21 protein-coding genes are annotated in these 25,846 nt (G+C 42.5%); 4 read left to right on the top strand and 17 right to left on the bottom strand.

What is annotated here, in order from left to right; all coding sequences use genetic code 11:
- Nucleotides 1-521 precede the first annotated feature (521 nt).
- The 7 genes from KCTCHS21_RS04570 to KCTCHS21_RS04540 all read right to left on the bottom strand — a co-directional run bounded on the left by KCTCHS21_RS04570 (nucleotide 522) and on the right by KCTCHS21_RS04540 (nucleotide 8,462).
- Nucleotides 522-1,988 (bottom strand): hypothetical protein, encoded by a 1,467-nt coding sequence (locus KCTCHS21_RS04570; RefSeq protein ID WP_130605383.1) that lies wholly within the window; start codon nucleotides 1,986-1,988, stop codon nucleotides 522-524.
- A gap of 1 nt (nucleotide 1,989) precedes the next feature.
- Nucleotides 1,990-3,726, bottom strand: a complete 1,737-nt coding sequence (locus KCTCHS21_RS04565; RefSeq protein WP_130605381.1) for a DEAD/DEAH box helicase — start codon at nucleotides 3,724-3,726, stop codon at nucleotides 1,990-1,992.
- A 387-nt stretch (nucleotides 3,727-4,113) separates the two neighbouring features.
- Nucleotides 4,114-5,379, bottom strand: coding sequence for an ABC transporter permease (locus KCTCHS21_RS04560; protein ID WP_130605379.1), 1,266 nt, complete (start codon nucleotides 5,377-5,379; stop codon nucleotides 4,114-4,116).
- Nucleotides 5,372-6,277 carry an ABC transporter ATP-binding protein gene (locus KCTCHS21_RS04555; protein ID WP_130605377.1) on the bottom strand — a complete coding sequence of 302 codons (906 nt, stop codon included), beginning with the start codon at nucleotides 6,275-6,277 and terminating at the stop codon, nucleotides 5,372-5,374. The genes KCTCHS21_RS04560 and KCTCHS21_RS04555 overlap by 8 nt, the downstream gene beginning before the upstream one ends.
- Nucleotides 6,274-7,194, bottom strand: a complete 921-nt coding sequence (locus KCTCHS21_RS04550; protein ID WP_130605375.1) for an ABC transporter ATP-binding protein — start codon at nucleotides 7,192-7,194, stop codon at nucleotides 6,274-6,276. The genes KCTCHS21_RS04555 and KCTCHS21_RS04550 overlap by 4 nt, the downstream gene beginning before the upstream one ends.
- On the bottom strand, nucleotides 7,191-7,598 hold the full coding sequence (locus KCTCHS21_RS04545; protein WP_130605373.1) for a GntR family transcriptional regulator: 408 nt from the start codon (nucleotides 7,596-7,598) through the stop codon (nucleotides 7,191-7,193). The genes KCTCHS21_RS04550 and KCTCHS21_RS04545 overlap by 4 nt, the downstream gene beginning before the upstream one ends.
- Before the next feature lie 135 nt (nucleotides 7,599-7,733).
- Nucleotides 7,734-8,462, bottom strand: a complete 729-nt coding sequence (locus KCTCHS21_RS04540) for a hypothetical protein (RefSeq protein ID WP_130605371.1) — start codon at nucleotides 8,460-8,462, stop codon at nucleotides 7,734-7,736.
- 164 nt (nucleotides 8,463-8,626) lie between these two features.
- On the opposite strand from KCTCHS21_RS04540, the gene KCTCHS21_RS04535 reads away from it, so the two are divergent.
- Nucleotides 8,627-9,565 carry an RluA family pseudouridine synthase gene (locus KCTCHS21_RS04535; RefSeq protein ID WP_130605369.1) on the top strand — a complete coding sequence of 313 codons (939 nt, stop codon included), beginning with the start codon at nucleotides 8,627-8,629 and terminating at the stop codon, nucleotides 9,563-9,565.
- Nucleotides 9,566-9,648: 83 nt separating this feature from the next.
- On the opposite strand, the gene KCTCHS21_RS04530 is transcribed toward KCTCHS21_RS04535, so the two are convergent.
- The 7 genes from KCTCHS21_RS04530 to KCTCHS21_RS04500 form a co-directional block, all read right to left on the bottom strand.
- Nucleotides 9,649-10,332, bottom strand: a complete 684-nt coding sequence (locus tag KCTCHS21_RS04530; RefSeq protein WP_130605367.1) for a hypothetical protein — start codon at nucleotides 10,330-10,332, stop codon at nucleotides 9,649-9,651.
- 204 nt (nucleotides 10,333-10,536) lie between these two features.
- Complete coding sequence (locus KCTCHS21_RS04525; RefSeq protein ID WP_130605365.1) at nucleotides 10,537-11,106, bottom strand: hypothetical protein; 570 nt, start codon at nucleotides 11,104-11,106, stop codon at nucleotides 10,537-10,539.
- Nucleotides 11,107-11,362: 256 nt separating this feature from the next.
- Nucleotides 11,363-13,009, bottom strand: coding sequence for a right-handed parallel beta-helix repeat-containing protein (locus tag KCTCHS21_RS04520; RefSeq protein ID WP_130605363.1), 1,647 nt, complete (start codon nucleotides 13,007-13,009; stop codon nucleotides 11,363-11,365).
- Between the two features lie 24 nt (nucleotides 13,010-13,033).
- Nucleotides 13,034-14,818: a glycoside hydrolase family 36 protein gene (locus KCTCHS21_RS04515; RefSeq protein ID WP_130605361.1), complete on the bottom strand. Its 1,785-nt coding sequence runs from the start codon at nucleotides 14,816-14,818 to the stop codon at nucleotides 13,034-13,036.
- A 14-nt stretch (nucleotides 14,819-14,832) separates the two neighbouring features.
- A complete protein-coding gene (locus KCTCHS21_RS04510) occupies nucleotides 14,833-16,497 on the bottom strand; it encodes a type 2 periplasmic-binding domain-containing protein (protein ID WP_130605359.1) in 1,665 nt (554 codons plus the stop codon).
- Between the two features lie 78 nt (nucleotides 16,498-16,575).
- A complete protein-coding gene (locus KCTCHS21_RS04505) occupies nucleotides 16,576-17,460 on the bottom strand; it encodes a carbohydrate ABC transporter permease (RefSeq protein WP_130605357.1) in 885 nt (294 codons plus the stop codon).
- Between the two features lie 20 nt (nucleotides 17,461-17,480).
- Nucleotides 17,481-18,440, bottom strand: a complete 960-nt coding sequence (locus KCTCHS21_RS04500) for an ABC transporter permease (RefSeq protein ID WP_130605355.1) — start codon at nucleotides 18,438-18,440, stop codon at nucleotides 17,481-17,483.
- 157 nt (nucleotides 18,441-18,597) lie between these two features.
- Between KCTCHS21_RS04500 and KCTCHS21_RS04495 the strand changes: the two genes are divergently transcribed.
- Both KCTCHS21_RS04495 and KCTCHS21_RS04490 read left to right on the top strand, forming a co-directional pair.
- Nucleotides 18,598-20,448 (top strand): sensor histidine kinase, encoded by a 1,851-nt coding sequence (locus KCTCHS21_RS04495; RefSeq protein ID WP_130605353.1) that lies wholly within the window; start codon nucleotides 18,598-18,600, stop codon nucleotides 20,446-20,448.
- A gap of 17 nt (nucleotides 20,449-20,465) precedes the next feature.
- Entirely contained in the window at nucleotides 20,466-22,079 is a 1,614-nt protein-coding gene (locus KCTCHS21_RS04490; protein WP_130605351.1) for a response regulator, read from the top strand.
- Between the two features lie 44 nt (nucleotides 22,080-22,123).
- Here KCTCHS21_RS04490 and KCTCHS21_RS04485 read toward each other — a convergent pair whose 3' ends face one another.
- A complete protein-coding gene (locus KCTCHS21_RS04485) occupies nucleotides 22,124-23,668 on the bottom strand; it encodes a zinc ribbon domain-containing protein (RefSeq protein WP_130605350.1) in 1,545 nt (514 codons plus the stop codon).
- A gap of 72 nt (nucleotides 23,669-23,740) precedes the next feature.
- Nucleotides 23,741-24,601 (bottom strand): zinc ribbon domain-containing protein, encoded by an 861-nt coding sequence (locus KCTCHS21_RS04480; RefSeq protein ID WP_130605348.1) that lies wholly within the window; start codon nucleotides 24,599-24,601, stop codon nucleotides 23,741-23,743.
- Between the two features lie 854 nt (nucleotides 24,602-25,455).
- On the opposite strand from KCTCHS21_RS04480, the gene KCTCHS21_RS30805 reads away from it, so the two are divergent.
- Complete coding sequence (locus KCTCHS21_RS30805) at nucleotides 25,456-25,629, top strand: hypothetical protein (RefSeq protein ID WP_157993947.1); 174 nt, start codon at nucleotides 25,456-25,458, stop codon at nucleotides 25,627-25,629.
- A 47-nt stretch (nucleotides 25,630-25,676) separates the two neighbouring features.
- Here KCTCHS21_RS30805 and KCTCHS21_RS30800 read toward each other — a convergent pair whose 3' ends face one another.
- Nucleotides 25,677-25,829, bottom strand: coding sequence for a hypothetical protein (locus KCTCHS21_RS30800; protein ID WP_157993946.1), 153 nt, complete (start codon nucleotides 25,827-25,829; stop codon nucleotides 25,677-25,679).
- Nucleotides 25,830-25,846: the final 17 nt, after the last annotated feature.

Genomic DNA, 25,846 nt, shown 5'->3' with positions numbered 1-25,846 from the left:
TGGAAAAAGCTATTTAGATTGGGGTTGAGATTTCTATCGATTATAGTTTTTGCGGGGAAGTTTCTCCTTCCGGTTGTTGATTGAGATCGTGAAATCTGAATGGGTAAACTCGTAACAAGGAGATTTCACGATCTCAAAGACAAACGCTTCGCTCCTACAGGAGATACTTCCCCTCTTTTTATCATCGATTACGGTAAGTAAGAATACAAAAAGAAACCTCCCTTTAGTCAAATGGAAGTGTCGATTAACCATTTAAGAGACAAGGTTTCTTTATACATTTAATTACCATGGACCAAAGGTAAGCCTAAAGGTGGGTTGGCTTTCGCTTACGCATAATCTGCTCAAGCAAGCAGCAGTTGATCAAAAACGAAAGGTGTTGGCACAGGAATAACCTCTTGTACCAACACCTTTTCGTTTCAAAGTGAACTATTCCTGAAGTGATCTTAAAATTCACTTATGGGACAGCTCTTTTAGGGTATTATTGAACATAAATCTGTTCACAGGTTAGTACTAGACTACCTCTATTTCTTCTTATTAAACATTCCAAATTCTTGAATCTCCACAATACAATGTTCTTTTTTATCATAAATGACTAAAAACTCTTTAAATAAAAGACCTTTTCCCAGTAGGACAATCCGGTTTCCCTTCTCAGCATACTCGAATCTCTTTGACTTAATTGGAGTTGGAATAGCCTTTAATACTCGTTGAATTATAGGTGTTATTACGCTTATAGGAGCTATGGACTTACAGAGAGGACAAAGGTTATCTGGATTGCAATTACGACAATAGAATTGGTTACAATTAGTGCAAAGATGCTGGTCTTCTTCAGCACAAGCCTGTAAGCAGATGTTGCAATTGATATAATGTGAGTTACATAATGGCAACTTGGTTACACTTGATAGCGTCATACACGAAAGACAAATGGGATCCGTACAAACCTTGCATTTATTCAACTTTCGATCATCAAAAAGCTTTTTGCATGTCGTACATACAAACGTATGTGTTTCTGTAACTAAAACATGATCACTAGAGATTGTAAACGGGCCTTCTGTAGAACCACTAATTGGACATTGAACGTTTATTGGTTTATCGCCTTGAATTTTGAGAAGAGTATACCCAGCCTTGCTATTGATTCGTACAGTCGCATGCTCAACAATATTTCTTACCACCAATATAGCTACAGGTTCAATCATTACTTCGCTATCTGACATCGAGAATTTTATTTCTTGCTGATGAATTAGTGCTACACGCTCTTTAAGTAGTAAATCAATTTCCGTCTTGGGCTCATTTCCTTTTGATGTTTCCCCAACTTGGTTATCTGCAATGAGGGTATCGTAATAGTCATTTATCCGGTTTATCTCATTTAGTAGTTGGTTATTTGTTTGTTTTTTAATTTTATCAACAAACTGATCAGCGTCTTTAGAAGCCTCATTCAATGCATTAGTAAGAGCTAAATCTAGTTTTTCTCTTGTGAGTCCTTCTACCGGAGCAGTTGTACCTTCAAGTAAAATCTGTTCCAAACTTTCAAGTAGAGGGATTACTGCTCCTGTCTCGATATCAACCTGAAATCCTTTAAGGTACTCCTCTATTAATTGTCCTTGTACTGTTGTTTTACACCAAACATACAGCTTGTCCGACTTGATACTGTCCTCATTTATTAAATCAAGTTTACAGTTTGGGAATTTTGTTGTAATTTCATCTACTAATCGCTCATTTGAGTGCTGCAATAGCAGATGCCCTACCCCATGATTTTGCTCAGCAACTAATTTGGCTAACCTCTGTGTGAAGAACGATTCGAACGTAATATATGTTTGCTTTGGGTTTGCCGTCTGAATAAAACTTATCTGATATTCTCCAACACCTGAGAACTCATTCTTAAGATGTTGAGGGATCATAATATGCATCAGATGCTCGGAAATCGTTACTACATCAATTCCCAAAAATAAACAACTTTCTTTTATATAATCTTCAAGTTTGAAAAATTCCAATTTAGGCACCTACTCCGATATGATCTAATATTTTTGTTGTCTGATCAATATCCCCTTCCAACTCTTGTTTGGCTTTAAGCATATCTTCACCGATCGCTCTTAGTTTATGTTCAATTTCGGATGCATTGGCAGATTCTAAAATGATCTTGCCTATTCTAACTTCGAGTGAATCGTCTTCAACTTTCATATAGGAGAGGATCGTATCTAGCTCCCCAATGACAATTTCGAATAAATTAACTTTCGAGGTTAGAATATACAGTAGGTACTCATCAATTGTTCCTTTAGTTGGCATCGTAAATATCTCAACATCATTTACTTGTCCAAAGCGATGCACTCTTCCAATCCGTTGTTCGATTCTCATCGGGTTCCACGGAAGGTCATAATTGATCAATCGATGACAGAATTGTAGATTGAGACCTTGTCCACCTGATTCTGTTGATATAAAAACCTGGCATTCTCCATTACGAAATCGTTCAATAGCCATTTGCTTTTCACTCGAGGAGAGACCTCCCTGATAAGTTGTAAATGTCACACCTTGCTCAGTAAACACAGACTTTAACATTTCGATGGTTGGAAGATATTCAGAATATACGATGACCTGATTGTTATTGGCTTTTATAATTTTCAATAGTTCTAATGTTTTTGTAGGAACACTGATACTTTCACCGAAACCAATAAGATCTTCACATATTTTCTGATCATCTAGTCCTGATAACCGCGGAAGCATTCGATTCTTAAGGGTCCTCAAAGTTGATTGTGGGCTGCTGCAATTTTGCTTTAGAAGCATCATTAGAATGAGAACAATTAAATTGATTTCCGTTTTATCCCAGCCAATAGGAATTTGACCATCGACGTACTTACGATAAATATTTCTACAGAAATCTATCACCTGATTATGAAACTCTCTTTCGATATCAGACAGCTCGATCTCCATGCTATAAACATGTCGTCTTGGTAACTCCACTAATGTATTAGCTCTTCGATTTCTAATCATTACATTATTAAGAAGTTCTTTTAGGTTTTGAATGTTTTTGGGTGTATAACGGTTAATAATATACTCTTCTCTAAATAATTTTCGACTACTTAAATACCCTGGTTTTAGTATGTTCACTAGATTATATAATTCTCTAATGTCGTTTTGGATAGGTGTAGCAGACATGAGCAAGGTGTTTATCTTACTTATGCTATAAATGAACTTGTATGTAGCTGTAGTGTGATTTTTAAGACAGTGTGCTTCATCCACAACAAGGAGATCAAAAGTACGTTCACTGATTTTTCGTTTTCTTTCCTCAGAACGCACAAGCCCAGGAATGGATGTAATAATAAAGTTAGATGTCTCCCATCCTAACTCTCTGCTGTCTTTAAGTTCAATATTAAATTTCTCATTTAATTCTTCTTTCCATTGTTCCACAAGTGGGGCAGGTACAAGTATTAATACGGACTTAATGAGCCCTCTAGTGTAAAGTTCTTTTATAATTAATCCTGCTTCTATTGTTTTTCCTAGACCGACCTCGTCAGCTAATATCGCGCTCCCTTGCATATCACGCAATACTTTCAATGCTGCATCAGTTTGCCATGGGCGTGGTTCTATTTCTATTTCCGAAAGACATACTAAACGATCAAATCCTTTTTGGAGACGAATTTCCTGAGACTGAAGTTCCAATCTGACGTTCATGCTCGAAGATTTACCCGATAATAGTGCTTGCATCTGAGCTTCTGTAGGCATAACTACTTTCAACTAAAAAACCCCCAAGTACGACTCGACTTTAGTAATATTGTACCAGATTTTGTATGTCATTAACTTTCGGTAATAGTCGTTAAGTATCATAATTAATAATTTAATAGTCATTCTTATGGTCGATTGCTATATCGAATATTAAGCTTCTTTCTTGATTCTAATTCAAAAAATATTTCCTTCCTTTAACTATATTTTGATATACTTGATTTTTTCATTCTTCAGATCCTTTTATGTTACCTCTGTATTTTACAGTCAAAATAAAAAAACCAGTAAGATCAAGAGCTTTGATCCTACTGGTTCATTATGTTTGTCACAGGTAGATGATATAAAAATCTCAAGTCTTAATAACTCGTTTATAGACATTACCCACAAGAGTTGACCTTTTTTCTAAACCTTATAAGCTCGCATAGCTTTAATAATTTCTTTAACAGATGGGCGTTTGCCGTACATGAGTACGCCTACGCGATAGATTTTGGCGGAGAGCCAGCCGATTCCGATGATAGAAGCGAACAGGATACCGATGGAGATTACAATTTCCCACCATGCCGGTTCAGCCAATCCGATTCTCAAGAACATAAGGAATGGAGAGAAGAACGGAATATATTGGCACACTTGAATTAAAATATGGTCAGGTTGGTTGAGTCCGAACATCGCAATATAGAAACCGACAAGAGTAAGCATTGTAACCGGTAGTAAAGCTTGACCGAGATCCTCTGTACGGCTAACGATGGAACCAACTGCTGCGAATAATGTTGCGTATAGGAAGAATCCTGCTAGATAGAATAATATCGCATAGATAAGAAGTTCGGGAGCAACAGATTTCAAATCAATACCAAGCTTGCTTAAGGGCTCCGAATTCTGAGGCGACAATAAATTAACAACGAGTGCTCCAACAAGAACAACAATCTGGACGATGGCTACAACGAATGTACCGATTATTTTACCCCACATCTGCTTAAGTGGAGATACGCTCGTCACGATGATTTCCATGACACGAGAGCTTTTCTCGGCCGTGATCTCGGTAGCGATCAATTGTCCGCTAATCATAACAGCCATGAACAGTAGAATAATCATTGCATAAGTCAGACCGATAGCCATTCCTTGCTCTTCCTCTGTTTTGCCCTTCTCATTCGAAAAGCTGACCTTCTGAGTATCGAGCAATATCGGCTCCGAAAGCTGCCTCTTCTGTTCATCGGACATTCCGGCATCCTTAATAATTTTATCTATCTTCACAGACTGAAGTGCTGCAGTTAAAGAGGATGAGGTTCCTCCTGAGAAGGCGCTCTTCGCATTGTAGGTGACTTTAGGGAACCCTTTCGCTGAGTCGTCTGTGAAGGTGAGAAAGCCTCCAATATCCCCTTTTTCCAAAGCTGCCTTTAATTGCTCACTTGAATCAATGGACACGAGCTCAACTGCTGGTTCAGGAAGTAGCTTATAGTAGTCCTTGATCCCTTGCACGATTTCCGGCTGCTGGCCTTCAGCGTAACCAACACGAGTCGCCTTGTCACTGCCGCCAAGCTTTTCGATTAAGTAGGGAAGATTTCCAACCACGATAAGTAATATCGCTAAAACAACCGTCATAATGATGAAGGATTTGCTGCGAATCTTGTTGCGTATTGTAAACGCCATTACTGTCCATAAGCTATTATTCATTGCTCTCACCTACCGTCTTAATGAAGATTTCGTTCAATGTCGGTTCCATTACTTCGAATCGAGTAATCGGTCCTTGTGATAAAGCATGCTGAAGGATCAGTTGACCCGCTTCCGGTGTGCTAACCTTCAGCTCGTAACCACCATGCTCATGCCGAATGACCTGTCTTACTCCTGCTAACGATTCCAATCCCGCAATAGCTCCATCCGCCGCAACGACAACTCTCTCCTGCGGGAATTTCTTCTTAATATCCTTTATCGGTCCTTGCAGCACCGGATTAGACTTATGCATGATTGTTATATTGCGGCAAAGCTCTTCAACGTGCTCCATACGATGAGTGGAGAACACAATGCTAGTGCCCCCATCGCGAAGCTCTTTAACTGTCGATTTCAGCAATTCCACGTTAACCGGATCTAGTCCGCTGAACGCTTCATCAAGAATCAAAATACGTGGGTTATGAATAACGGCTGCGATAAACTGGATTTTCTGTTGATTCCCTTTAGAAAGCTCTTCAACCTTCTTGTTGTAATATTCGGGTACTTGGAACTTATCCAGCCATACCTTTAAATTCCGGTCGGCGTCCTTGCGAGACATCCCGCGCAGCTGGGCTAGATAGATGATCTGGTCACTCACTTTAATCTTGGGATACATGCCTCTTTCCTCGGGCAAATAACCTAGCATACTGAGCTGCTCATGACTGTAAGGCTTACCAAGGTAGCGAATATCACCCTTATCCGGATAAATAAGTCCCAATATCATACGCATTGTCGTCGTTTTGCCGGCACCATTAGCTCCCAGCAATCCGTAAATCTCACCCTCCGAAACGTCGAAGCTAAGGCTGTTTACTGCCGTTTTTTCACCATAATTTTTAATAATGTGGTCTACTTTAAGAGAATTCATCTTCTAGCTTCCTCCTTCCGAATTAAACAGCTCAATATATCTTCTAGCTCCATACGCTGGACAGCCAGCACCTGAAGCCCACAAGAACGACAATATGCTTCTCCTTGCTCGGGTTCATTAACCTCAAGTCGGTATACGCCAGGACCCGCTTCAGTCAAGCCCTGCAGACCAGGTGTCCGCTGCAGCAGCTCAAGACCAGAATTCGCAGCAGGCTGCTGAATGACTATCGTTCGCCAATCGTCCACTAAACGATCCTTCTCGTATAAACCAAGAACTCGACCACGATAGAGGAACAGGATGTAATCAGCCAATCGCCGAATTTCGTCCATAACATGAGTAGCGAGAATCAATGTTCGATTTCCCTGCTCCATATAGCGTTGCAGCTCTTCAAGTAACTTTTTCCAAGCAAAAGGATCAAGCCCTGATGAGGGTTCATCCAACAAAAGCAATTCCGGTTCATGCGCTAACGTGATGGAAAGCTCCGCCTTACGGCGCATCCCTTTGGATAGCTTAGAAAATTTAACACTGCCATCTACGTCAAAATGACGCAGCAGCTTGCGGTAACGCTCAAAGTCCCAACCGGGATACCAATAAGAAACGAATTGGGCTATCTCATCGGCACTACGATTATTGTCATTACTATTTGGACCTTCGGCCAAGAAGCCTATTTTTGATTTATAACTATCGTCTTGATTACTATTCAGATGTACTCCTAATACTTCTGCCGTTCCCTCTTGGATCGGCTCCAATCCTAGCAGCATTCTGAACAGGGTGCTCTTCCCAGATCCATTAGGACCCACGATAGCTGTAACCATTCCGCGAGGGATTTCACATTGCAGAGGCCCTAGAACGAATTTATCATGTTGAAGCTTAATCCCTTGCAACGAAATTGCGATTTCCGTATCAGTTACCGTCATGTGATATCCCCCTTCCTTTCAGCTGCTTTTCTCTGAATAATGGTCTGAAAAATATCCTCAAGCTCCTCGATCTTACAATGCAGCTGCAAAGCTGCGTCAACCGCTCGTTCAAGCTCCTCAGTCGCACGCTCCAAGCGATGCTCATCCTTTGCAATCGTCGCTACACCAGCAACGAAGGTTCCCGTGCCTTGGCGTGTTCGGATCAACCCTTCATTTTCCAAATCCTGATAAACTCTTCGAACCGTAATAGCACTGCACTTGAGCGATATAGCCAGCTCGCGAAGCGAGGGAAGCAACGTTCCTTCCTCAAGCTGTCCGCCGAGTATGAGCCCGCGAAGCTGCACTTCTATCTGATGGTAGAGCGGCTCAGGCCGTTGTTCGTCTATTCGTATCGGCAGCCACACAAGCTCACCTCGATTCTTCAGTATTCCTTATTACAACAAGTAAAACGGCTTCGCCGTCCTTGGGACGGTCGTAAACGTTTGTATCGAGAGATCAGATGAGGCTAAAGACATTGAAATTTATACTTTCTGATCGTACTAGAAAGTCATTGATCTTGTTCTTACACGACTAATCGTTGCTCGATAGCACATCCAGATCACCACAATCGCCACTATTACTAACAAAGCAATCGCAACTGCACTGTAGCCTTCTAAAACAATCCAAAGCACCTCATGAACTAAATAGACGCCTTGTAGGGTAAGAATCGCGCATATAATGGCCATGAATAACATGAATCCTAAATAAAACTGAACATACCTTTTACCCTTAAAGCCTAATTCAAACCATATATACAAAGCGTTAATAATTAAGGAATAAGCTATCCAGATTATGTCGACCACCAGCAATTGCATTGGAGAAACTGCATCCCTAAGGTTAGGTGATAGAAGGTATTGCGTGATAATAAAGACAGTACCGATAACTGGCATTGTAAATGCTGTCTGTAAAAATCTTGCCTGTACAATCGAAGCAAGGGGGATTGGCATTGTACGTAATTGGGCAAGCCGTTTAGAATAGTGATCATCGCGCCACATGGCTAAGATTGATTTATTCATCGCCAATCCAAATATAGGGAACATCGTTAAGTACAACCAATCCATTAAAGCGTTGAGAACTTTGGGGATCTCTTCATCTCCCAAGGAGCCATTTATACTAGCACTATTAATCGAACCCAGATAAATCGCGAAAATGAATGTAAAAAGAAATCCGAGGCGCTCACGTTTCCATAGATAGACACCAATGTATTTAAGAGCTTGCCGCTGGGTCATAACAACTTCCTCCTGTGCACACTGTTCATGTGTGTATATCCATATACACACTATACACTGCTCATCTATTTGCGTCAATAAGGTTGGAGAAATTTACTTCAACACGAATAAATAGGTTATAATTTAAACAACTGCGTACGCAAGCGAAAGGAACATATACACTAATGAGAAGCAACAATAAAACAAAACGTCCCCAAGGCGGGACTTTTAACCGGAATCAAACACCACCGAAGCAATTCAAGGTTACTGAGGGCGGAGAACTGTTACTGTTCTTACTAGACAAGCTCTCGCCTCAAGGACGGAACTCCATTAAATCCTTGCTTGCCCATGGTCAGGTGTCAGTCGATGATCGGGTGGAGAAGCTATACAATCACCCACTCAAGCCAGGACAGATCGTTACTATTCGCAAAGACCGGACAACAGTAGCTCCAGTGCTAGTTGGCCTTAAGATTTTGTTCGAGGACGATGATCTCATCGTTATTAATAAGGATACTGGGCTGCTGTCTATTGCAACTGAAAAAGAAACCGAGCTGACTGCTTACCGCCAGCTAACGGCCCATGTTCGACTGCATGATCCTAAAAATCGCATATTCGTGTTGCATCGTCTAGATCGGGATACGTCTGGTGTCATGATTTTCGCCAAAAGTGAAAGAGTCCAGCAGAAGATGCAGGATGGCTGGAAGGATATCGTGAAGGAACGCATGTATGTCGCGCTCGTTGAAGGAATGGTCAAGAAAACGCAAGGCACGATTTCTTCCTGGCTTAAAGAAACGTCAACGCTAAAAATGTACTCCAGCTTTACACCGAATGATGGCCAGCATGCAGTTACCCACTACAAGGTTATTCAGGCCAACCGTAACTACTCTCTGCTAGAGGTTCATCTGGAAACCGGCCGTAAAAACCAAATCCGCGTCCACATGCAGGATTTAGGGCATCCGATCGCTAGTGATAAGAAATACGGCTCCAAAACAAAGCCATTCTCTAGGCTGGGCCTTCATGCCCGTGTTCTCGCCTTCGAGCACCCAACATCGGGTCAGGTAATGCGTTTCGAGACAGACATTCCTAAGCAATTTCTGAGCCAGTTCCGCGAGGAGCCGAAATAGGAAGCTAGGTCAGCCAGAGGTTTTGGCTGACCTTTTTATTATTACCGTCATGATTAATAATTTAATTACATTTAGTGTTGTTTTCATTTTTTCTCCTCCTGTCCTAATATCTTGTTGGTTATCTCTAATAAATCGGACTCAGTTACAGTCTGAATATCTTTATTGAATCTCTCATCTTTTTCTACCCATTTGTCTATTAATTTCTGATCTGAAATCGACCCTAGTTCCGGTTCTGGGTGAGACCATTTAATTAGCGTATTCGAATCTACCTGTTCAAAAACACTTGTTTCCTCACCGATGAGCCAGTAAGTATTTTCTAGATCGAATTTGACTGTTTTTTTGAGAAATAAAACATAAACATCTCCAGGGGCAAATAACGGATTGTTATTGAACGACCACTGACTATTTCCAGCCTGCATTATATTTATTTTTCTAATTCCATCATTGTCTTTTGAGTAGATATCATTAATCACCTCAGCTTCGAATATTGTCTTTGCAGAGGGCTCATTGATTTCCTTTAATTTGCTATTGATTTTCACTTTAACAATTTTATCCGATTTTTTAACCATTTCATTAAATGGTAATACCTCTAATAGTCCGTGAATATTTCCTACCCTTTTCGTAAAATCATCCGAAGGTGCATTGATATTCGCAACATTTTCATTCTGAGTTGATTGAGGTTTATCATCATAGAAATAGAGCGTTGTGGCGACCAAGACGAAAAGCAAAAAAACAAGTACAAACTTTTTTCGAATAATATTCGCCATAACAAACACATTCCCCTTCTCAGTTCGACCCGTTGTAAAACTGGTACTACTCGCTAATTACCCAAAAACTATTGGTGGAAAATTAAGATTCACACTATATAAGACAGGTAAAATTGTAAAATAGTTGCATTTATTATGAACTTAACTTTTATAGCAGGTAAATAAATTCAAAACCTTATCTTAGTAAAGATCTTCCTACAATCTTCAACCTGTTAAACACCTAGCCATTGCTCCAGTTCTGGCGTCAAGTGGAGCATTAACCATACTTTCTATAGTTAACTCTCCGATTTCTCCGGTTGGTGGAGCATTAACCATACTTTCTATAGTTAATGCTCCGATTTCTCCGGTTGGTGGGACATTAACCATACTTTCTATAGCTAATGCTCCGATTTCTCCGGTTGGTGGAGCATTAACCATACTTTCTATAGTTAATGCTCCGATTTCGCCAGTTGGTCGAGCATTAACCATACTTTCTATAGTTAATGCTCCGATTTCGCCAGTTGGTGGAGCATTAACCATACTTTCTATAGTTAATGCCCCGATTTTCCCGGTTGGTGGAGCATTAACCATACTTTCTATAGTTAATGCTCCGATTTCGCCGGCTGGTGGAGCATTAACCATACTTTCTATAGTTAATACTCCGATTTCCCCGGTTGGTGGAGCATTAACCATACTTTCTATAGTTAATGCCCCGATTTCCCCGGTTGGTGGAGCATTAACCATACTTTCTATAGTTAATGCTCTGATTTCTCTGGTTGGTGGAGCATTAACCATAATTTCTATAGTTAATGCCCCGATTTCCCCGGTTGGTGGAGCATTAACAATACTTTCTATAGTTAATGCCCCGATTTCTCCGGTTGGTGGAGAAATACAACTAATAGGATAATGCCATCTTTATAGAAAAAAACAGACCAAGTCAACTTTCTACTTGGTCTGTTTTAAGTCCTTCTTAAATCGTCAGCCCCCCAATGAAGGTGGAACCAATATTACTCAAAACCTTAATTCCCGTCATACCCTTACCCAGTCTCATTCACTCTACAACTATCTGCTCACAAGTCTCGGAATGAATACGAACGGCCTCACTTACAGCCTTAAATCGATTGCCACGCACAAGTCCGCCGCTTAAGGAGCTTAGGTCGATTCCTGTGACACCATTGCCATAAATAAAATTATCGGTAAAGGTGAAGTTACGGTGAACCCCCCCCTCCGAGGACTCACTTTCCGTCATAAGCACTAATGCCGATGCTTGCTTGTAAGCTCCCGCTCCTAAGCCGCAGGATAGAAACTGGTTCCTCGTTACCGTTACATTATCCGTGCACACCGACTCCTTCCATCCTTCAGCACAATTAACATGGATAGCAGTTCCGGTGCAATGGTCAAAGGTATTATCCGAAATAATGACATCACGAGTCTGGACAAGGATAGCTCGAGCCCGATTATTCCGAACGATGCTATTTCGGAAACGTAGCGAAGCCATTCTAGAGACATTGGCCAACAGATCCCATACCTCTAGCCCCTCCGGTAAATCTTTATTAAAGCTTAATACTATTTCTCCACTTGGGAATACCTCAACACCGCTGACTGTTAAAGTCTTGTAAGGCTTCAGCGTAGTCCGACGGGTAAACTCTATAACATCACCGACCGCTGGAATTTCCGGATACTCGGACTGAATGTCAGTGTTAATACGACATATCAATTCCCTATCCTTACTAATTCCTCTAATACTGTAATAAAAGCCATGCACATTAGTTGCGTCATCGCCCATTCCTTCGAACAGACAATCGTCGAATTCAATTGTCCCGAAACAGCCGATAAAGTGCGTTGCATCTGCGTTAACACTCATGACCCGGTTACTCCCCGGCTTTCTTGCTATACGCAAACGGTGCATTGTGACATCGCCACAGCCATGCCCGATGACTCCCATGCCTGGTACCGCATAAATCGTTACCCGATCCATAACAACTCGGTCACATTGATAGAATAAGAATGCAGCCTTATAGTTCATAAGGTGACGAACGAGTAGATGCATTCCTACTACAGGTGCAGCCCTACCATCTTTTTCTACCATTCGTGAACGAGCCTGCTCCTTCAATATCACTCGCAATTTCTGCGGGGCAATTAGCTCTGTGCTTTCTACTACATGAAACCAATCAATCTTACCGAGCAATGGATGTGGGCTCTCGGGAGCATAACTCAGCATAGCCGCAATGGGAACTCCGGATTGAACGGGATATTCTGATTCAAACTGAATGTCCATTCCGCTGCTATTAACGGATACGATTTCCCCTTGCGCGAACAAGGGTATGGCCCAGTCTATGAAGACATTACGTAAGACAACTTCCTTACATCCTTTGAAGGAGAAGGGCTGAATTAAACCATGAAATATCAAGCTCGAGCCGTGGAAATCAAGAACAATTCGCTCCACACCATCCACATGAATGAGTACATTTTTCTGATCTGTATTTTCGTTTAAATCCCAATTGCCTTGCCCAACCATAAAAGCTTCCCAATCATGAATGGCTTTGTCGTCTGCAATATCATACCGCCCAGGCTTGAATTGAAACGTATGAGCTCCGTTCGCCAACCCTTCTTGTACAAACAGCCTTATACGATCGGTGACATCAGCTCCTGTATCGGGTTCAATCCCGAACGCTGTCGCGTCCCAAATCCCGGACATCGCTTACATCCTCTCCCGCTTAAATTACTTTACTATCGAGAATAAGCCTGCTGGCGGAACTGCGATTTCATGTAGCCCTTTACCTAACTGCCGCTTACTCTCCGATACGATTACGCCCATACAGTTCTGTATCCTCAGGGTCCGTTCACCTAGTTCTGCCCGAACGTCTATAACCATGCTTTCGTACAAAGTTCCATTAACGATCGTATAAGAGATATCGTCCTGCTCCAAGCTCACAATGCTTCGAGTATAGAATGCGATCAATGTTTGCTTCTCCTTAGAGGCTTTGACGAGTGGGAAGAGCATTTCTGGATGTTCAGGCTCAAGTCGCCCTTCAAGCAGCACGTCACGATGTTCCTTCCAGAACCTTAACCAGAATGCTAGCATCTCCTGATGATCAGCCGGTAATTGGTCGATACGCACCGAAATTTGTGGCACCGAAAATAGTACATTGATGATCTGTAAGGCGGCTGATGCCACCGCCTCCTGTGGATGCCACATGATCATATCCGAGTGGATAGCTGTATTCCCTGAGATAAGCCTTAAATCCAGAGTTCGAACACGATTGGTCAGCGAGTCACTTGGGCAATCCGTCGCTCGGAAAATATTGCCGTATTTGCGCATCAGAGGACCCGTGTAGCTCTGTCTAAATTCGATTAGAATAGAAGGCTTGATAGCCTGCAATCGAGTGATGACATCACTCAATAATCGATCCACTGCTTCAGGGACAGAGCTGTAGTCCATTTCCGGTTGGATTTGGAGTATCGTCCGCCCTTCTCCCACAACTTCGGTACGGTCAGGCAATCTGAACGTATCAACGAAGTCTAGCTTTAATCCGTCCAAATCCCAATCTTTAACCGCCTGCTCATAAGTATGGAGTAAATATTCCCTAACCTCTGGGTATCTTGGATCTACAATGCCCGCGCCTAACTCCTCATTCACATAGAGCATTTTATCCTGCAAGCTTTGCCATACGCGACTTTGCTTACCTACAAAAGGAACCGAGTACCATAGCAAGTAATCCATGCCCAGCTCATGAACACGCGCAACGTGCTCCTTCATAGCTGGTAGCTTATCCTCGCTAACCTCCCAATCCCCGCAATAGGCATATCCTCTGTTATTATCAGAGGTTTGCCAGCCATCGTCGACAATTACTGCCCCGCAGCCTAACTCATAGGCTAGCTTGCATTGGTTCTCTATCTCTTGCGGCGATAATTGCTGATGGAAGCTGTACCACGTAGAGTACATAGGCACTAATGCAGATTCTGGAACAATTGCAGGCTCATAGCCCGGCATAGCACTCCACCATTGTTCAACCGCAGCCAATGCATCGTAATAGGGAATATCACGAGTATCAACAGTTAGCTCTGCGCGATAACTCTTGATTGGAGCTGCTTGCTCTCCGAATAAGGCAACTTCACACTTAAAAACAGCTGTTTCCTCATTCACCCCTGCCTTGAGAAGCAGGGGATTTAAGGCGTCTGAGAAAGCGAACGTTAAGCGATTTCTACCCGTATTGTTAAACAGGCAGCCGACAGGGGCATTGTAGGTTGCCCTTGTCTTTATACCTGAGGCCCAGTCCGCCGATAACCCTCGGTTACGTCCGGAGCCTGGATGCCAGAAATGCTGGATATCATGAATGGGATGTAACCATGACAGCTTAATAACAGGTGGAACGACCTCTTCTGGAAAGCTGAGCTCGATAATAACCCGATCGAGACCCTCCTCTTCCTTAACTGTCGTTAAGGAAGAGCTCGCTCCTAAAGGCACACCGTCAATGGTATAAGAATGCTCTTGTATGCGTTCCATTCTGAATCCCCCAATTATCGGTTAGCCATTTTAGCCTTATACGTATCCGTCCAAGCTTGCTCAATTTCTGCTAGCCCGACCTTATCTGCTTTCTCGATGAATTCTGCATATAAAGCTAAAGCAGCAGCCTCATCCTTAGCAAAAATAATTTTGGAATAGTAGCTAGCATATAGATCGATAATTTTCTTCTCCATGATGCCAAGCTTACTAGTAGGCTCCAATTCCAACCCGACTAATGTTGGATCGTAGCTAATATGATCGCCAAACATCTTGTTATACTCAATGAAGCTCTTGTCAGTCGCATCCCATTCTGGTCCATTCCACCATGTTGAGTTAGCGGTTAACCAGTATTCTGATAGACCATTCTTCTCAGCTACGCCATTCCAGTCTTTCTGCTTATCAGCCCAATAAGCTGGTAAGTAAGTCGCTTTGCCATCAACCATATGGTAGTGCGGACCTTGTGCAGCATCAACGTAAGTGTCCCCTTCTACACCCCATTTGGTCAGCTTATGACCTTCTTCTGAGGAAAGGAAGGATAGGAACTGTATCGCTCTCTTAGGATCTTTATTCGTCTTAGGAATGGCAATGGCTGTCCAGCCGCTTCCATCACGAACCTGCTTATACGAGTCGAATGGTGCCATGACTGCATAGGAAGTGCTCGAATTATCAGCAGGCACCTTTGTTCCGTCACCAATCGTAAAGGCGTAGGATACAGCATCGCCGTTATTAATTTTTTGCGTGAAAATGTCCTTCGTATCAATGAATGAATCCTTAGTCAGAATTCCTTTAGTCGATAGCTTGTTTAGAAACTTAATGACATTCTGGTACTCGGTGCTTCTCAACCCAGACTTAAGGGCATCGCCTTCCTTAATGAGAGGCTGTACACCGAACTGATTGGCAGTACCCAGACCAACGATAGCGGATACGTTCAAATGCTTAGCGTTAGGAACGTTATTGGCGTTCGTATAGAAGCCGATTTTGTTTTTATGCTTAGCCTTAATCTGCTCCATAGCAGCAATATAAGCATCTGGATTGCTAATATCAGGCTTGCCAATCTCTTCCCAATAGTCTTGGCGAATGGACCAAGTCGGCTGATTAGACCCAACAAGTGCATTATATTTCTTCGCCGCTTCTACGTATTGCTCTCCTTCAATAAAGCTGACAAGCGCATAGGTTTTTCCGTCCGCTGCTTTATAGTTAGCCAAGGCTTCCTTAGGTAGAACATCTCTCATTTCCGGCGCATATTGATCGATAAGCTCTTCCAGTGAATAGAGCAATCCGCCTTCAATCATCCGTTGAAGCGCAGGATCCGTCTTATCAAGCAACACAAAGTCAGGAAGCTGCCTATTGGACAGCATAATATTCATTTTCTGATTATCATCAGATACTGGCTTTGTGATGTTAAGAGTTACACCTGTTTTCGATGTAATGCTTTTAGCTGCTGGATCAGCCCAGCTTAGAGAGTACCAAGAGAAATTGACGAACATGTCGAATGAGATTGGATCAGTTGATACTTCTCCAGGCGAAGCTTCGGACGTTGGGCTTGCTGATTCGGTACCTGTTGATGGAGCCGGAGTTGAGTTGTCTTTTTCCTTATTACTTGAAGAACACGCTGCTAATACACTCATAACCAGTAACATGCATACAACCAATGAAAGGCTCTGTTTTATCTTTCTCATTCGGTATGACCTCCTAGGTATCTTTTTATATTTTAACTTGCGAGCCTCCAAGGAAGCCAGCAAGCTAATAACAGAGAGCTAAGCCTTAATAGAACCGACAAGCATACCTTTTACGAAAAAGCGCTGAACCAGGGGATACAGCAACGTAATCGGCAATACCGAGACGAATAAAGTAGCGTAGCGCAGAGACTCCATTGTGACCTTCGACTGATGATTACCTAAGTATTGCTGAATTTGCTGCTGAGCCTCATTCAAAGAAAGCAAACGAATTAGAATAACCGGTAGCGTCTGTAAGCTTTCATTGGAGATGAAGAAGGATGGAATGAAATAATCGTTCCAGTGGTTAACCCCTGCGAATAACGATATAGTCGCAAATACGGGCATGGAGAGTGGAATGACAATTTTGAAAAAGATAAACAGGTCATTAGCTCCATCCATATAGGCGGATTCATACAATTCCTTCGGCAGCTCTCTGAAAAAAGCCATAAACAATAGGCAATGAAAGAAAGTAAACAGGGAAGGCAGTATATAGACAAGAAAGTTATTTAACAGATGGAATTCATCTAAAACAAAGTACAACGGAATTAATCCTCCGGAAAAATACATCGTTACGATGGAAAGCATCATATACAGCTTCCGAAACTTAAGATTTTCCTTTGTCAGCGCGTATGCAGCCATAGAAGTTACTAACACGGCTGCAAGTGTTCCGACAATCGTCCTTAACAACGACATTCCCAAGCCCGTAATTAAATAATTTTGCTTAAATACCATCGAGTAGTTTTCTAGTGAAAACACTCTAGGATAGAAATAAATATGTCCCCTCGCAGCGTCCGCTCCGTCATTCAGTGAATTAATGAGAACGTAATAGAGCGGGTACGCGGTTACCAATAAGAGAAATAAGGACACTAGCACCGCTGTGAGGTTGACCGCCTTATCTTCCCATGTCAGCTTGATCGCGTTCATACCGTTCTTCACCCCTCAGATTAGAAAATATTGCTTCCATTTATTTTTTTGGCACCCCAATTGGCTAGAAGCAGCAGGACAAGAGATACGCAGGATTGAAAGAGATCGACAGCTGTAGCGAATGCATAACGCATCTGTAGCAGCCCATTGTCGAGCGTATAGTAGCCCAGGACATAAGAGGTATCTCTGTTAAACACATTGCCGAGCAAATAGGATTGATTGAAATTGGAGCCACCATAAATGATGCTTCCGATATTCAAAATTAGTAATACCATAATAGTTCCTTTAATCGCCGGCAGATTAATATGCCAGATCGTCCGCAGCCGACCCGCTCCATCAACCTTAGCCGCTTCATATATTTCCGTATTAATACCGGTTATCGCCGCCAAATAGATAATGGCTCCCCAGCCTGTTTCCTGCCACAGATCAAGCGAAGCACCAATCGTCCAGAAATGACTGGATTCGGACAGGAATTCAATTGGTTGTTTAATAATGCCCAAGCCCTGAAGAATATTGTTGATAATCCCTTTCGGATCAAGAAAGATCATCGTTAGCGTGGCGATAATGACGTAGGACAGAAAGTGAGGCAATGTCGTTAATGTCTGCGTCCACTTCTTAAACCGGGCGAATGGAATTTCATTAAGAATGAGGGCAAACGCAACAGGAGCAAGAAATGTAAGCACCAGCTTAATTGAGCTCATCCCCATTGTGTTACGCAATGCATTATGAAATCTATCGTCGGCGAACATTTCACGGAAATGCTCAAAGCCGATCCATTTCCCACCGAACAAGCCATCGAGCACATTGTACTCCTTAAATGCGATTACAATCCCGAACATCGGGAGGTAACTGAAAATCAATAACGTTAATAAAGCTGGCAAAATCATGAGCTGCAAAATCAGCTGGTTATCCCATTTACGTATCTTTTTGGTTTTGTTGAGGTGCAATTGAAATCCACCTTCCTTCTCTCTGCTGGTCATATGATGAAGCCTTTAATAAATTGTAAGCGCTTTTTCAAATGAAATCAGGAGAATATTTTTAGGTTTAGTCGACTATTTATAGCTCTTATATTCGGAGAATAAGAGCTATATAGACGAAATAAACGGCATCACCTACAATGAAATAGGGTGAACTATCATGAGGATTAGACTGCTACCAAACCGATTTAGAAGGCTCAGCTTCAAGTCGAAGCTATTTCTTTCCTACATCTTAATTGTTCTAATTCCTGTATCCATCAGTGGGGTATGGATATACAACAAGGTTATCGTCCCCGTTCGTGGCGAGCGACTTCAATTAATAGAGCAAGCTATGAGTCAGCTAGAAGCGACAGTTAATAACGATGTCGATGATATTGAGAAAACAGGTTACTTGATTTCAACGAACATCGTCCTGAAGAAATCTCTACTCAAGAGGTATTATGATCAGTCTGAGCTGATCGAGGTTATGAATACGTCCATTCAGTCTCTGCTGTCCTGGTTCGAGGCCACACATAAGGATATAGGTGATTTCCGTTTTTTCACCGTTAACGAAACTCTTCCTGAAAGCGATTTCTTTTTGCCTATTTCACTTTACTCTAACCAAGGCTGGTTTCAGGAAATGAAAGAGAAAATACAGACCACTTATCCTTACTGGGAGCACTGGCATGTCCAAAGGGAATATCCCTATGGCAAGAAAACAAATCTTCCCGTCTACTCTATGTTCTATCCCATTAATGAGGATTTTACGGATGAGGCCTCTTACTTGGAGTTCGAGATCGACCTTGGCCATTTTTTCTCCAGGTCTAACGCTTTGACTTTATCGCAATCTGGCAAAGTTATCGCCGTTGACTGGAAGGGGAAAATACTGTCAGGTTCGACGGAGGAAGCCTATTCACCCCAAGAAGTTATGAGGGAGAGTACTCTTCAACATATTGACCTTTCCATAGAAGGCGCCGGGGATTTAACCTACAATGGTTCGAAGTACCGCTATGTCATTAAACCGATTGAGCGTCTTCAAACCTCCTTCGTCGGACTCGTTCCGCACTCTGAAATTGATGGACCTTGGATGAAGACCAAAAGCGTGTTTATTTCACTCATCGTCTTTCTCGCCATTCTGCTCGCTGGTTTGTCATTTTTGCTAGCAGGCCTAATAATCAAGAAAATCGTAACCATCGTTAGTCATGTCCGAAAGATTCAGAATGGTAACTTCCAAGTGCGAATTCCTGTCCGTGGAGAAGATGAAATCGATTGGCTGGCCTTAAACATTAATTCCATGGCTGGACAGATAGACGAATTGGTCAACCGCGTATATAAATCACTTGTATCGCAGAAGGAAGCCGAGCTGAGTGCTTTGCAGGCTCAAATTAACCCTCATTTCCTATTTAACACGTTGGAGACGCTTCGAATGATGGCTGAAACTGGTGATCAGCCCCAATTATCCGATGCCATTACCGCCCTTGGAAGCATAATGAGATACAACATTTATAACGGCAAGGAATCCGTCACTCTCGCAACTGAAATTGAGCATATTCAAGACTACATGCAAATTCAGAATCTGCTGCACAATAATCGAATTTCTTTGCATAGCACAGTTCCAGAAAATCTTCACTCTTATCGAATTCCTAACCTGCTCTTGCAGCCACTAGTGGAAAATTGCATTATGCACGGTATGAAGGATTTTCAGGGTAGCTTTAGGATAGAAATCACCATAGAAAAAATGTCTGATCAGATCTTAAGATGCACTGTCCATGATAACGGTAGGGGCATAGATCCCCATCGTCTGGCTCATATTCAGAAGCAGCTGTCACTTGAGCCCGATTTAAGATCCCATCCATCTTCTAAGAACGAAGGTGGACAAGGAGCTCCAAGCCGGTCTAATGGAGTGGGTCTGGCGAATGTCAGTGACCGTATTCTCTATTACTTTGGTCAAGCCTCAGGGCTAACGGTGGAAAGCTCGCCTGCGCAAGGAACTATCGTTACATTAACGCTACCTATCGATCAGGCAACATAGAGGAGGTCAGGTGAAACATGTATCGTTTACTTATCGTGGAGGACGAGGATATTATCCGGGCAGGAATTAGAAAAATCATTCAGGAGATGGATTTATCCATTGAATGCATTCTAGAGGCAGCTAGTGGAAAAGAAGCACTTGAGATTGCCAAGCAGCAGAACGTGGAAATCATCGTGACGGATATTAAAATGGACAATGGAGACGGTTTGGCGCTCATTCGTAATCTAGCTGAAGCTCAACTTCAATCCAAATCCATCATACTTAGCGGATACGGGCAATTTTCTTATGCTCAGCAAGCTATCTCTCTTGGTGTAAACGAATATTTACTTAAGCCTATTAAGAAAAAAAAGCTATACGATGCACTTTCTAAGCTCATAAATCAGCTTGACTCTGAATTAAAAGCTGCGAAAAGCTTACCCGCTGAAGAAACATCCAATCTACGACAACAGCGTGCTCTGCTTGAAATGGCCCAAGGGAAGCATGCTGTATCTGAGATTCCTTCCCTTCTATCCTCAGTGGATCTATTGATAAGCTCTCGTTATCTGGCTACTGCATCTATTTATGCTGGTAATAGCACGGTAGACATAAGTAATCTAATCAACCAAATAACGCAAATGAGTCACCCAGCTATGACGATTTACGCTGCCTGTGAGTCGGAGAGTCGTTATATCCTGCTATTATTAGGAACTGATGATAGTACGATGGTAAGTAACCGGCAAATTCATTCTATTCTTGCCAGCCTTTTAACAGAGTGTGGTGTAGAAGATAGACAAGCTCTTAGAGTCGGAATCAGTGATTATTTCGAAGCGTTGGAGCTGCTGCCTAGATCTATCGAGCAGTCGGCATATGCCTTGGACTTCAGATTGCTGCGTCCAGGGTCGCGTCACTTTTATTATAGAGAAACTGTACCTCTTGGCAGGACATCCGTGGCTCCGAATGTTTTCTTACAGACGATTCGTAATGCTCTTCATGAAGGAAATCTTCGAGTATTGCCTGACGCACTCAACAGCTGGTTTCGTTTCATTCAAGAGCAGCAAGAGGTTACACCTAGCTTTGTTGTGGATACTATCTACAATCTGCTTGTCTATTCCGAATTCATCTCCGATGAAGAGCAGGACTGGAATTCACGGACTCACTCCGACCTTACCCGCATGTACCGTAACTCGACTACACTGGATGCATTCAACGATTTTGTAAAACAAAGATTTACATTTACTCACACTCCCAAGGGTCCAGCAGCACGTAAGGTTCCTTATGATAGCAACGCCATCTCCTTCATTATTAAATACATGGAGATGCATCACGATCAGGACATTACACTTCGTTCTGCTGCTGATCAAATCTTTATGAACCCTAGCTATTTCAGCACGCTATTCAAGAAAAAAACAGGCATTAATTTCATTCACTACTTACAGAAGCTAAGGATTGAGAAATCCAAGGAGCTGCTGCAAAACCCACAATACAAAATCTACGAGGTGGCGACGAAAATCGGCTTCTCCGACGAGAAATACTTCTTCAAGGTGTTCAAGAATATTACGGGTATAACCCCTAATGAGTATCGCGATAAACGGGATTTCATAGCCACTCGTTACACCCCATCCACTCTGCCCAAGAAAGAGACCAGAGATTAACGACAAAGCCGCCCCTTCAAATATCGAGGGACGGCTTTATTTAATTACTCAGAAGAACCCTCCATCTCTGTACCTACAGTATCATAGTCAGGGCCCCAGCCAATCACAACCCATTGTCCATTTTCATATTGCAAATCATACTGGTTGAAGCTCTTACCCTCTACAGCTACAGGATCCGGAGTATATTCCTTGTAGTAAAATAATTCGTTGTGATCGATTTGAACTTTAACTGAAATAGTGTATTCATCTGCACTTAACTGATTAATTCTAAAGCTATCTGGATTGAAGGTCATTCGATGAATCTCGCCTAAGTAACTCTGGTCATTATTAACCATTTCAACGAAGTATTCCTTGAAATAATCTACCAGATCAGAACGAACATGCTTTAAAGGTTTAGTATCTCGTGCCTTATACGCATCTACCATACTGTAGACGAAATCGTGGGCTGCATTCGTAATATCCTCTTTGGCATTCTTGGTTAGAGCATTAATACTTAGCTCAATTTGATCCGAGTTAACAGCTATTTCCTCACTCTGAACCTTGCCCCAAGGATATTCTGCTTCTACGTAGATGAGGTTAGAGCCATCAATAGCAATAGGTCCGATTCTCTGCCCATCCCCCACGTCCAAACCAATGTCCTTACCGTTAATAAAAATACGCGATTGACTGTAATTGGCGTAAACGTCTATAAATTCACCCTTTAACATCAGCTCCACTGTATCCTTATAGCTGCTCATAGGGAAAAGAGCTACTGTGGACTTTTTTTCTAGGGTCGTATACTCGCCTTTATAAACTGCCTTGATTTCATACTCTCCCGGAAGGAACGGTCCTATCTCGATCCGTGAGCCAGCTTCGTTTGCAGTAGCTGCCTCTGAGCCATCTATTAGAATCTTGGCACCTTCGTAGTTTGTCTCTACCGGAATCATATAACGCTTTATTTTCAACTCATAATCGTTATAGAGAAACCAGCGCTTCTTTTCCTTCTTGTGTAAGTAGACGAACGCCCCATCAGTATTGTCAGCGAACGCTTCCTCATCACCGGACTTAAGCTGCTTGGCTTCATCCTTCAATTGGTTTATGACTGTAAATAAATCTTCCCTATTGGAGCTTAAATGGTTTATTATGCCGTCGGCAGTCTTCTGCTCGAATTTAATATCTTCATTGGATGCCGATAGCAGATTAAATAGCTTGTCCGACTTCTTATCCGTTATCGATTTTTCAAAACGTTCGATAATACGCTGCTCGTCCGTTAAATACTTGCCTAGGAAATAAGTACCAGCTAGGAGCAGGATGACGACTAACCCACTCGCGATAAGAACCTTGGCTTTCTTCGTCAGCGCGAAAGAAGGCTTTGGCGGCTGAGCAACTGTTGGCGTTATGTAAGCCGGCGATGTTGTGGAAACTTGCGGCGTTTCGGTTTCCGACGACGGTGTTGTGGGAACTTGCGGCGTTTCGGTTTCCGACGACGGTGTTTCGAGAACTTGCGGCGTTACAGCTTGAGGCTGGCTTGGATCATTTTGCGGAGCACTTGGAGCACCTACATCAATAGGGGTTCCGCATTCCGGACAGAAGGCATATTCGCCCTCCATCCTTGTTCCGCACTCTTTACAGAAATGCGTCGAAGCGATGGTAATCACCTATTTCTTATGAATTCTTATATTCTAGAAATTAAAGAAGCTTCCTGTGCTCCCAGATAGAGTATTAAAGATAACGTCTCCCAGCTGTTTAATAAGATAAAAAGTCACAACATAGGTAATGATGACGCCATAGAAAGCATCCAGTCCGCTTGTTTGATCCTTCTTAAAGCTGTAAATGACGAAACATACGGCAACGAACCAAGATAACATTCCCAGACCGATAGATAACAATAGCACATAAGAGCCATCACTCAACCATGAAAATATGAGGGCAATTAAGAAGAAGGCAACAGCAGGAATCATGAGCGTTCCGAATCTAGCGGTCACTTCCCGGTAATTAACAGCTGTGGTTCCAGCTTTAAGCACTAGAAATATAACAGAGTTAATAAGCATGATGATAATAAATAGGATGAAAAAGTTCTTAATTACGACTTCCCCGAATGAAATATGATCAGCTAATCCGAAACCGTAACGTGACACCCTTGAGCGCAATTGAATATAACCAATCAAAGGTAGAATAAGAGAAAATAATATAAGGGTGATTATCCCATTGATCATGTGCCCATCAGTTGAGTTTTGTCCCGTTCTGATTGGGTTTTTCAATACCTCAAGAAAATAAGAGAGATATTGTTTGCTCACTTGCTTCGCCTGCTCGAGCTGCTGGTTAGGGCGCGCTGGTTGCTGATGGGTCGTATGTTGCTGATGATTAGTTGGTTGAATAGGTGATTGCTGAAAGGTAAATGGTTGTGCAGGAGGTTGGTAATGGTTACTTGCAGCTTCCGATGCTGAGGCTACCTCCGATGTTGCTTGTGCTTGTAAATTAGCACCGCATTTCACACAAAATTTTGCTGACTGATTGATCTGACCGCATTGGGTACATTGCACGTTATCTCATCCTCCACTATATTGTTATAATTTAGGAATAATTTCCTATTAATCAATAGTATTATAGTAGGAAATAAGAAAAACGTCTATCCTTATTCATCCAAATTACATCAAAATTACATCAAAATTCGACCCCTTATGCATATCTATGGATTCCACCACCCATCCATTCTGCAAATTGGAGCTCTCTGTTCAATAAACATATCCGCACACTTTTGTATACTATCCTCGCCCCAAATACTATTCCCCTCGCTATATGTTCAGACACCCAAAATTCGATCTTTTTAGCCTATCTATGCATTCCACGGCACATCTCCCCCTGCAAATTGACATGCTATGGCTTGTTAACAAACTAGCTTTCTATTGATTGTGACATCCTCCCCGCGGGAACAACTCCTCTCCCTATATGTTTAAGCACCCAAAATTCGACCATTCTATGCATGCCCATATACTCCGCGGCCCATCTCCCTCTGCAAATTTACTGCTTTGGCTTGTTAACATACTAACGTACTATTGTGACCTCCCTCGCCCAGGTAACTACTCCTCTCCCTATATGTTTAAGCACCCAGTGACGGAGATGTATGAGCTGGGCTTCGCGGGGTTGGTTCAGATTAGATCGCTACCGTCGCATTTTGCGACGATGAGCTGGGCTTGGTTGGTTTTAAGCTCCTTATCGTTGCATTTTGCGACGATGAGCTGGGCTTGGTTGGGGTTGAGCCCGTTATCGTCGCATTTTGCGACGATGAGAGGGGCTTGGCCGGGGTTGAGCTCGTTATCGTCGCGTTTTGCGACGATGAGCAAGGCTGGGTTAGTTTTGGACCGTCATCGTCGCATTTTGCTACGATGAGCAGGGTTTGGCTGGGGTTGGGCTCGTTATCGTTGCGTTTTGCGACGATGAGAAGGGCTTGGTTAGTTTTTGGAGCGTCATCGTCGCATTTTGCTACGATGAGCAAGGTTTGGCTGGGTTTCATCTCGTTATCGTCGCGTTTTGCTACGATGAGCATGGTTTGGCTGGGGTTGAGCGTTAGTGGCTACAAACTTCCGCCAACCATAATAAAAGCTTACTCGTCAGAAATCACGAGTAAGCTTCTTGGATCTTTAATCTTTCGCCATTTTCCCAGCTGCTAAAATGGTCCTCCCAAATAATGTGGTAAAGGTTACCGTGGATTTCCATGATGATACCTTTACTACCATCCTGCAAATATACAACGTGGTCTCCAACCTTCATCCTGCGTCCCACCCCTG

It is taken from the genome of Cohnella abietis, from assembly GCF_004295585.1.
GTDB classification, from domain to species: domain Bacteria; phylum Bacillota; class Bacilli; order Paenibacillales; family Paenibacillaceae; genus Cohnella; species Cohnella abietis.
The sequence above is the reverse complement of the archived record's forward strand: the minus strand, read 5'-3'. Positions and strand labels throughout refer to the sequence as shown.

Bases quoted from the DNA above. Each gene is read 5' to 3' on its own strand.
- KCTCHS21_RS04560 (WP_130605379.1), bottom strand. From the start codon at position 5,379: ATGAATAATAGCTTATGGACAGTAATGGCGTTTACAATACGCAACAAG.
- KCTCHS21_RS04555 (WP_130605377.1), bottom strand. From the start codon at position 6,277: ATGAATTCTCTTAAAGTAGACCACATTATTAAAAATTATGGTGAAAAA.
- KCTCHS21_RS04550 (WP_130605375.1), bottom strand. From the start codon at position 7,194: ATGACGGTAACTGATACGGAAATCGCAATTTCGTTGCAAGGGATTAAG.
- KCTCHS21_RS04540 (WP_130605371.1), bottom strand. From the start codon at position 8,462: ATGACCCAGCGGCAAGCTCTTAAATACATTGGTGTCTATCTATGGAAA.
- KCTCHS21_RS04535 (WP_130605369.1), top strand. From the start codon at position 8,627: ATGAGAAGCAACAATAAAACAAAACGTCCCCAAGGCGGGACTTTTAAC.
- KCTCHS21_RS04530 (WP_130605367.1), bottom strand. From the start codon at position 10,332: ATGGCGAATATTATTCGAAAAAAGTTTGTACTTGTTTTTTTGCTTTTC.
- KCTCHS21_RS04525 (WP_130605365.1), bottom strand. From the start codon at position 11,106: ATGGTTAATGCTCCACCAACCAGAGAAATCAGAGCATTAACTATAGAA.
- KCTCHS21_RS04520 (WP_130605363.1), bottom strand. From the start codon at position 13,009: ATGTCCGGGATTTGGGACGCGACAGCGTTCGGGATTGAACCCGATACA.
- KCTCHS21_RS04515 (WP_130605361.1), bottom strand. From the start codon at position 14,818: ATGGAACGCATACAAGAGCATTCTTATACCATTGACGGTGTGCCTTTA.
- KCTCHS21_RS04510 (WP_130605359.1), bottom strand. From the start codon at position 16,497: ATGAGAAAGATAAAACAGAGCCTTTCATTGGTTGTATGCATGTTACTG.
- KCTCHS21_RS04505 (WP_130605357.1), bottom strand. From the start codon at position 17,460: ATGAACGCGATCAAGCTGACATGGGAAGATAAGGCGGTCAACCTCACA.
- KCTCHS21_RS04500 (WP_130605355.1), bottom strand. From the start codon at position 18,440: ATGACCAGCAGAGAGAAGGAAGGTGGATTTCAATTGCACCTCAACAAA.
- KCTCHS21_RS04495 (WP_130605353.1), top strand. From the start codon at position 18,598: ATGAGGATTAGACTGCTACCAAACCGATTTAGAAGGCTCAGCTTCAAG.
- KCTCHS21_RS04490 (WP_130605351.1), top strand. From the start codon at position 20,466: ATGTATCGTTTACTTATCGTGGAGGACGAGGATATTATCCGGGCAGGA.
- KCTCHS21_RS04485 (WP_130605350.1), bottom strand. From the start codon at position 23,668: ATGGAGGGCGAATATGCCTTCTGTCCGGAATGCGGAACCCCTATTGAT.
- KCTCHS21_RS30800 (WP_157993946.1), bottom strand. From the start codon at position 25,829: ATGAAGGTTGGAGACCACGTTGTATATTTGCAGGATGGTAGTAAAGGT.